This window comes from Streptomyces sp. NPDC051320 (assembly GCF_040682175.1).
Taxonomy (GTDB): domain Bacteria; phylum Actinomycetota; class Actinomycetes; order Streptomycetales; family Streptomycetaceae; genus Streptomyces.
On sequence record NZ_JBFBAL010000013.1, the window covers coordinates 214906 to 221379 of the forward strand.

Annotated in this window: 4 protein-coding genes and 1 pseudogene; 1 reads left to right on the forward strand and 4 read right to left on the reverse strand. The window is 72.5% G+C overall.

Features of this window, described 5'->3' with window-relative positions; translation table 11 throughout:
- The first annotated feature begins 42 nt into the window (after positions 1 to 42).
- The gene (locus tag AB0M87_RS26845) at positions 43 to 558 is read left to right on the forward strand and encodes a hypothetical protein (RefSeq protein ID WP_365857240.1); all 516 of its coding nucleotides are present in this window, start codon (positions 43 to 45) and stop codon (positions 556 to 558) included.
- 101 nt (positions 559 to 659) lie between these two features.
- On the opposite strand, the gene AB0M87_RS26850 is transcribed toward AB0M87_RS26845, so the two are convergent.
- From AB0M87_RS26850 to AB0M87_RS26865, 4 genes and pseudogenes are all read right to left on the reverse strand, one after another.
- Positions 660 to 815 (reverse strand): hypothetical protein, encoded by a 156-nt coding sequence (locus AB0M87_RS26850; RefSeq protein ID WP_365857242.1) that lies wholly within the window; start codon positions 813 to 815, stop codon positions 660 to 662.
- 252 nt (positions 816 to 1067) lie between these two features.
- Positions 1068 to 4019 (reverse strand): BTAD domain-containing putative transcriptional regulator, encoded by a 2952-nt coding sequence (locus AB0M87_RS26855; protein ID WP_365857244.1) that lies wholly within the window; start codon positions 4017 to 4019, stop codon positions 1068 to 1070.
- Positions 4020 to 4269: 250 nt separating this feature from the next.
- Positions 4270 to 5757: a hypothetical protein gene (locus AB0M87_RS26860; RefSeq protein WP_365857246.1), complete on the reverse strand. Its 1488-nt coding sequence runs from the start codon at positions 5755 to 5757 to the stop codon at positions 4270 to 4272.
- Positions 5758 to 5851: 94 nt separating this feature from the next.
- Positions 5852 to 6474: pseudogene (locus AB0M87_RS26865) on the reverse strand (MarR family transcriptional regulator); the annotation flags it as partial.

Below are 6474 nucleotides of genomic sequence, written 5' to 3' on the forward strand. Positions count from 1 at the left end.
GTGCGGGACTGCTACGGTGTCGGCCGAAATGGGGGAAACAACATGCTGACAAAACGATTGACGAGGCGGCTGAGGTTCGGCACCGTCGTGGTGGCCGTGGTCCTTTCGCTGACCGGATTCTCACGGAGCCACCACGGGCACACCTCGCACGGCGGCGGGTGCTCCAGCAGTCAGAGCCACAGCAGTTCGACCACGCATCACCACTACGACGACGACTCCTACGGCTCCTCGAGCGGTTCGAGCAGCGGGTCGACGACCAGCAGGTACACGCCGAGCGCCACGCCCACCGCGTCGGCCAAGGCGGCCGTCGTCACCTGCGTGAAGAAGGGCCGCACGGCGGCCACCGTGAACGTGACGGCGGCCTCCGGCAGCGGGACGCACAACTACACCGTCACCATGAGCTTCCTCGCCGAGGACGGCAGCTACGTCGACGGCGGCAGCGCGGACATCCAGGTGTACAGCGGCTCCAGCGCGACGCTGAAGGTCCCGATGGACGAGCCGTCGAAGGTCTCGTCGGTCACGAAGTGCGTCGTCCAGTCGGTCGGCCCGCGGTACTGAGCGTCTCGGGCCGCACCCACAGCGACGGCCGCGGTGGCTCCCCTCCGGGCCACCGCGGCCGTTCCCCCACTGCCCCCGTTCCCCCGTCGTGGAGGATCCGGTCAGACGGATTCGTCCGTGATATGTGCGTTGTCCGGCGACACGACCGTGGGCTTGTCGGTGATGTGCGCGTTGTCGGGCGACGCCACGGTGGGCTTGTCGGTGATGTGCGCGTTGTCCGGGTCGACCGTGGTGCCGTTCGTAGGATCTGTCGCCATGATGCAACTCCCGTTGATACTGCGGTGGATGGGGCGCCGAAGCCCGTCCGGTCACTCCCCCGAGTGCTGACCGGACGGGCGTTCTGCCGGCCGCTCACCTTAGTTCCCCCGTGGTTCCCACGGTGCGAGGCCGCGTCGATCCGTCTGCCCCCCGACGCGACGGATCGTCGATGGAATGAGCATGGCGGGCGCCGATAAACGAATGATGAACGCCCGGCCGGACACCGTTTGCGGCCCCCGGACGTGCGCCGGTCAGGCCGCTGCGAGCGGGGCCAGCAGCTTCCGTACCTGGTCGGCTTCCGGGGACTCGAGACCCTCGTAAATGGTCAGCGCCTCCTGCCAGCACACCCGGGCGCGGCCGGACTGGCCGATGCCGGACAGGGCGCGGCCCAGGACCGTGAGGACATTGCCGCGCCGCCAGTCCCCGCCGATGCCGCGCAGCACGGTGAGTGCCATCTCGGCGCCGGCCGCGGCCTGGGCGGGACGTCCTGCGGCCAGGTCGACCTCGGCGATCCGGAAGAGGGCCATGCCTTCCCAGAGGCGCTGGCGGCTGTCGCGGAAAACCTCCAGGGCGCCCTGGAGTTGGTCGAAGGCGTCGTCGAGGCGGCCGCTCTGGGTGAGGGCGAGGCCCAGGGCGTAACGGCCGTTGGCGCCCTTGAGGGCGTGGCCCATCCGGTCGTACATCTCGGTGCCCTGCCGGGAGAGGTCAACGGCGGTGGCGACGTCACCGGTGACGAGGTGCAGCCGCGACAGGTTGCACAGCGCGCTCGCCTCGCCCGCCGCGTCCTCGCATGCGCGGAAACCCGCGACGGCGCGGCTGAGTTGCTCGATGCCTTCGTCGAAGTGGTTCTGGTAGAAGGCCATGATGCCGCGGAGGTTGGCCGCCCAGCACCGGGACAACGCGTCCTGGGTGTCCCCGGCGAGACGGTCGCCCTCCTCCGCCTCCCGGCTCCCCTGGTCGAAGCGGCCCGCGACATGGTGGACGTAGGCCAGCGCGATGGCGGCCCGCCCCTCCGCCCGGGGGTCCTGCTCGGCACGTGCCGCGTCCCGCAGCAGGCCGGCGGCCGAGGCGTATTCCTTGGAGTTGGCGCCCGACTCCGCCAGGTCGAGGGCCGACCAGAGCAGATCCACCGCCCGCCGCACGGTGCCCGGGCCCGCCGACTGCCGCACGCACGCCAGCAGCGACATCGCCTCGGCGTACAGCCAGTCCCGCGCGTCGTGCGGGTCGGTGAAGACCAGCCCCTCGTAGGTGGTCGGCTCCAGGTGGTCCGCCAGCCGGTCGCCCGGCCGCTCGATCGCGTACACCCGGGCCGCCGTCGCCAGGTAGAAGTCCAGCAGCCGGGACAGCGCCAGCTCCCTTTCCACCGGCGGCTGTTCGTCCCGCTCGGCGCACGAACGCGCGTAAAGGCGCACCAGGTCGTGGTACCGGTACCTGCCCGGAGCGGCCGACTCCAGCAGTGAGGTGTCGACCAGGGACTCCAGCACGTCCTCGGCCCGGTGCGGCTCCAGGTCCAGCACCGCGGCGGCGGCCGCCAGCGAGATGTCCGGGCCGTCCGCCAGGCCCAGCAGGCGGAACGCCCGGGCCTGCTGCGGCTCCAGCTGGCCGTAGCCCAGCTCGAAGGTCGCCTTGACCGCGAGGTCGCCCGCCTGCAGCTCGTCCAGCCTGCGGCGTTCGTCGGCGAGCTTGGCGGCCAGCACGGACACCGTCCAGGTGCGGCGGGCGGCGAGCCGGGAGGCGGCGATACGGATGGCGAGCGGCAGGAAGCCGCAGGCGGCCACCACGTCCAGGGACGCCTGGCGTTCGCTGGTGACCCGCTCCTCACCCACTATCCGGGTGAAGAGCTGCAGCGCCTCCTCGGGAGACATCACGTCCAGGTCGATCAGATGGGCGCCCGCCAGATCGACCATCCTGGCCCGGCTGGTGACCAGGGCGGCGGAACCCGCCGTACCGGGCAGCAGCGGCCGGATCTGCGCCGCGTCACGCGCGTTGTCCAGCAGCACGAGCACCCGACGGCCGTCCAGCGCGGAGCGGTAGAGCGCGGCGCGCTCGTCGAGCGAATCGGGGATGGCGCTGTCGTTCGTGCCGAGCGCACGCAGAAACGCACCGAGCACGGTCTCCGGCTCCGCGGCCCGGGACCCGGCGCCCTGGAGGTCGACGTAGAGCTGGCCGTCCGGGAAGTGCGGGCGGGCGGCGTGCGCCACGTGGACGGCGAGGGTGGTCTTGCCGACACCGCCGATGCCGGCGAGCGCGGACACGGCCATCACGGAGGTCTCGGCGGCCGCGAGCCGGTCGCCCAGTTCCCGTACGAAGGCCGCCCGGCCGGTGAAGTCCGGCACGGTGGCCGGGAGTTGGGCCGGCCGCAGCGTGGTGGACGCGGCGGGGGCCGCGGGCTCGGCGGGGCGGGCCAGCTCGGTGTCCGCCTGGAGGATCCGCTGCTGGAGCAGGGAGAGCTCGGGCCTCGGGTCCACCCCGAGCTCGTCGGCGAGCAGCCGGCGGGTGTCGGCGTACACCGCGAGTGCCTCGGCCTGCCGCCCGCTGCGGTAGAGGGCCAGCATCAGCAGCTCGCGGAGCCGCTCACGCAGCGGGTGGGCGGCGGTCAGCGCGGTCAGTTCGGAGACGGCCTCCGCGTGGGCGCCGACCTCCAGATCCACGTCCAGCCGGGACTCGATGAGCTGGAGCTTCCACTCCTCGAGCCGCGCGCGCTGGGTCTCGGCGTACGGTCCCGGCACGTTGGCCAGCGGCTCGCCGTCCCACAGTTCCAGCGCCTCGGCGATCAGCCCGCGGGCCTCGGTCCGGGCCCCGGCCGCGGTCGCCTTCTCCGCTCGGGCGGCCAACTGCTGGGCCCGGTTGAGGTCGACGGTCTCGGCCCGCACCCGGATCGCGTATCCACCGGACTCGCTGACCAGCACGCCCGGGTCGAGGATCTTGCGCAGCCGGGAGGCGTACGTCCGCAGCGCGGCCAGCGCCTGCGACGGCGACTCCTCGCCCCAGATCGCGTCGATCAGCTCGCCGGAGGTCGCGGTCCGCCCGTCCCGCATCAACAGGGCGGCCAGCAGGGCGCGCTGCTGCGGTGAGCCCGGCGGCAGCGGCTCACCGTCGCGCCATGCGCGCACGGGTCCGAGCACGCTGAAACAGAGCCCGGCGCCCCGGCTCTGCTGCGGAGCCCGCTGCTCCGGCACGCGCGGCCCGCTGTCACGGTCCATAGCTGCCCTGCCCCCTGCCCATGCCCGGCACTTCCGGTGTTGCTGTGTTGCCGCGTCACTGTGGTGCTGTGGTGCTGTGTCGCTGTAGCGCACAGGCCAGTTTGCCTTGTTCATGGCGGGTACGTCAGCTCTGGGCGGGTCCTCTGCACAAGCTCTTCGCGCAGAAGCCCCTGTGCAGCGTCATCGGCCGAGCTGACGTCCGGTCCACCCGGGGGCACGGCTCCGGCAGGCGGACAGCGCGGACATACATCTAGGAAACGCGCCGCCGCCGCCGGTACCGGGCCGTCAGGACCACGATCACCACGACCACACCGGCCCCGGCAGCCCATGCGAGGGGGCCCCGGTAGAGCCGGCACGGCAGGGCGGGTGACGCATCGAGCGGGATGGACGCGGTGTCGTTTCCGGGGGTGCGGTCGTACGGGTTGTACGTGCGGATGGTGCCCCGCGCGCCGGGCACCTGCCGGTCGATCCGGATGTGGAAGTCGATGGCGGTCGTGCCCCCTTCATGCCGCACCTCGTAGAAGTCGTCGTACCCGATGTCGCAGACGAACGCCCCGCCGGGCTTCTCCGGCCGCTTGCACGCCCACGTGCCGCCCGAGTCCTCGAAGGTGAACGGGATGGAGGTGACGGTGGTCCCCTCCGGCGGGACCACCTCGAAACGGCCCAGCACCTCCGCGTCGCTCAGCCGGCCCGGACCGAGGTCGCGCAGCCCGAGCCGCACCTTCACCGTGTCGCCGACCCGTCCCCGGACGGCTGCCGTCACCGGCTCGTAGTCGGCCTGCACGGTCGTCTCGACGCTGACGCTGCTACTGCCGTCGCTCGTCAGGCCGCGGTCGACGGTCCTGGTCAGAGTCAGCGGAGCACCCTTGCCGCGCACGGTGAGGTCGTCGGGCTTCCCGGTGTTCGGCCTCTCGGCTTCGGACGACCAGCTGTAGGACACCGTCCCGGTCAGCTCCCCGGGCAGGCCGGCCGTGTAGCTGATCGGGGAACCGGTGCGGTAAGCCGTGCCCGGTGCGGCCTCGGTGGCGAACGTGCACCATGCGGATGTGTACGCGGTGTTGAAGGAGCAGTTGCCGGGGCGCGACATCAGCCGCAGACCGCCCTGCGCGCTGATGTGCAGGGCGACACCCTGCTTCGCGGCGAAACGGCTGTGGTTGGCGAACCTGGGTGTCAGCGGTACGGACTTCCCCGGCCGGACACCCTTCACCGCCTTCTCCTCCTTGGGCGTGCGCAGCGTGGGACCGCCCACGATCATGCGGGTGGTGCCGGTGACCGGGGCCGCGTTGTCGGCCGTCACGGTGTACGTCACGGTCCCGCTGTCGCCCGGCTCGACGCCGTCCACACCGTGCAGGGTGAAGGGTGCGTTGGCCTCCCCGTCGCCGTTCTGCACGTTGCCGTACTCGCAGGTGAACACCGGGCCCGCGCCGGTGCAGTTCCCGTACCCGCCCTTCGCCGCCCGGGCAACGCCCGCCAGTCCCGACGTATCCACGACGACCTCGACGTTGCGGGCCGCCCCGCCGCCGCTGCGCTTGACGGCGACGGGCACCACGAAGTCGCTGTTCGACGCCCCCGTGCCCTCGTCGGCGTTGTACATACGGAAGGCCGCCGGCGTCCCCAGCCGCAACGCCACCTCGCGGGAGCCGTCGGCCGCTGCGGGCACCACGGCCGTGGCGAGGACGGCGGCGAGGCTTGCCGCCAGGGCGGCGGGGCGGCTGGTGGACCGTATCCGTCGGAGCATGCGGGGCACTATGCCAGCCGGGCTGTGCCGGCGGCCGCTGCGGGCACCACGGCCTCGGGGCTGTCCCGTCACCCGTCAGGAAGATCCGCATGGATCAACGGGTTCGGACCAGGTTCCGGAGTCTGCTGACGTGGGCTTGGACGTGGTGGTCGACGGCGGGTCGGTCGTGGGTGGCTGGGCGTTGGGTGGCGAGGTCTTGGGTGGCTGGGCGTTGGGTGGCTCGGTAGCAGGGGTGGCACAGGCCGTGCGGGAGTGCTTCGGGTGGGCCGGGGGTGCCGCATTCGGTGCATTCGACCATCAGGCGGTGGGCGGGGTTACCGGGTGCGGTCGGTGTGGGCAGGTGGGGTGGGGTGGGATGGCGGTGGTGAGGCGGTGGCGTACGAAGCGGGCGGGCCTGGCGACGTGGGCGGGGAGTCCCGCGGTGAGGGCGTGGGTGAGGTAGGTGGCGTCTACGCCCCGGTTGAACCATGCGGCGGCGAGGGCTTCGAGTGCGGCGCAGTCGGCGGCGGACAGGACCAGTCGGGGCTCGGTGCGGCCGAGTTGGGCGAGCGCGAGATACGCCGGGGAGCGGGGGTCGGGGGTGCGGCTCACGTCCAGCTGCTCCAGCTCCTGCGGGCGGGGCTGCGGTGGCGTGGACGGTGCGGGTGCGGGCTGGGCGGTGGGTTCGGCCGGGGTGTCCGTGGCGGCGGTGGCGGCCGGGCCCGGGGTTTCGCCGGC

Excerpts from the sequence above, each read along its gene's own strand:
- AB0M87_RS26845 (WP_365857240.1), top strand. The coding sequence starts at position 43 with ATGCTGACAAAACGATTGACGAGGCGGCTGAGGTTCGGCACCGTCGTG.
- AB0M87_RS26850 (WP_365857242.1), bottom strand. The coding sequence starts at position 815 with ATGGCGACAGATCCTACGAACGGCACCACGGTCGACCCGGACAACGCG.
- AB0M87_RS26855 (WP_365857244.1), bottom strand. The coding sequence starts at position 4,019 with ATGGACCGTGACAGCGGGCCGCGCGTGCCGGAGCAGCGGGCTCCGCAG.
- AB0M87_RS26860 (WP_365857246.1), bottom strand. The coding sequence starts at position 5,757 with ATGCTCCGACGGATACGGTCCACCAGCCGCCCCGCCGCCCTGGCGGCA.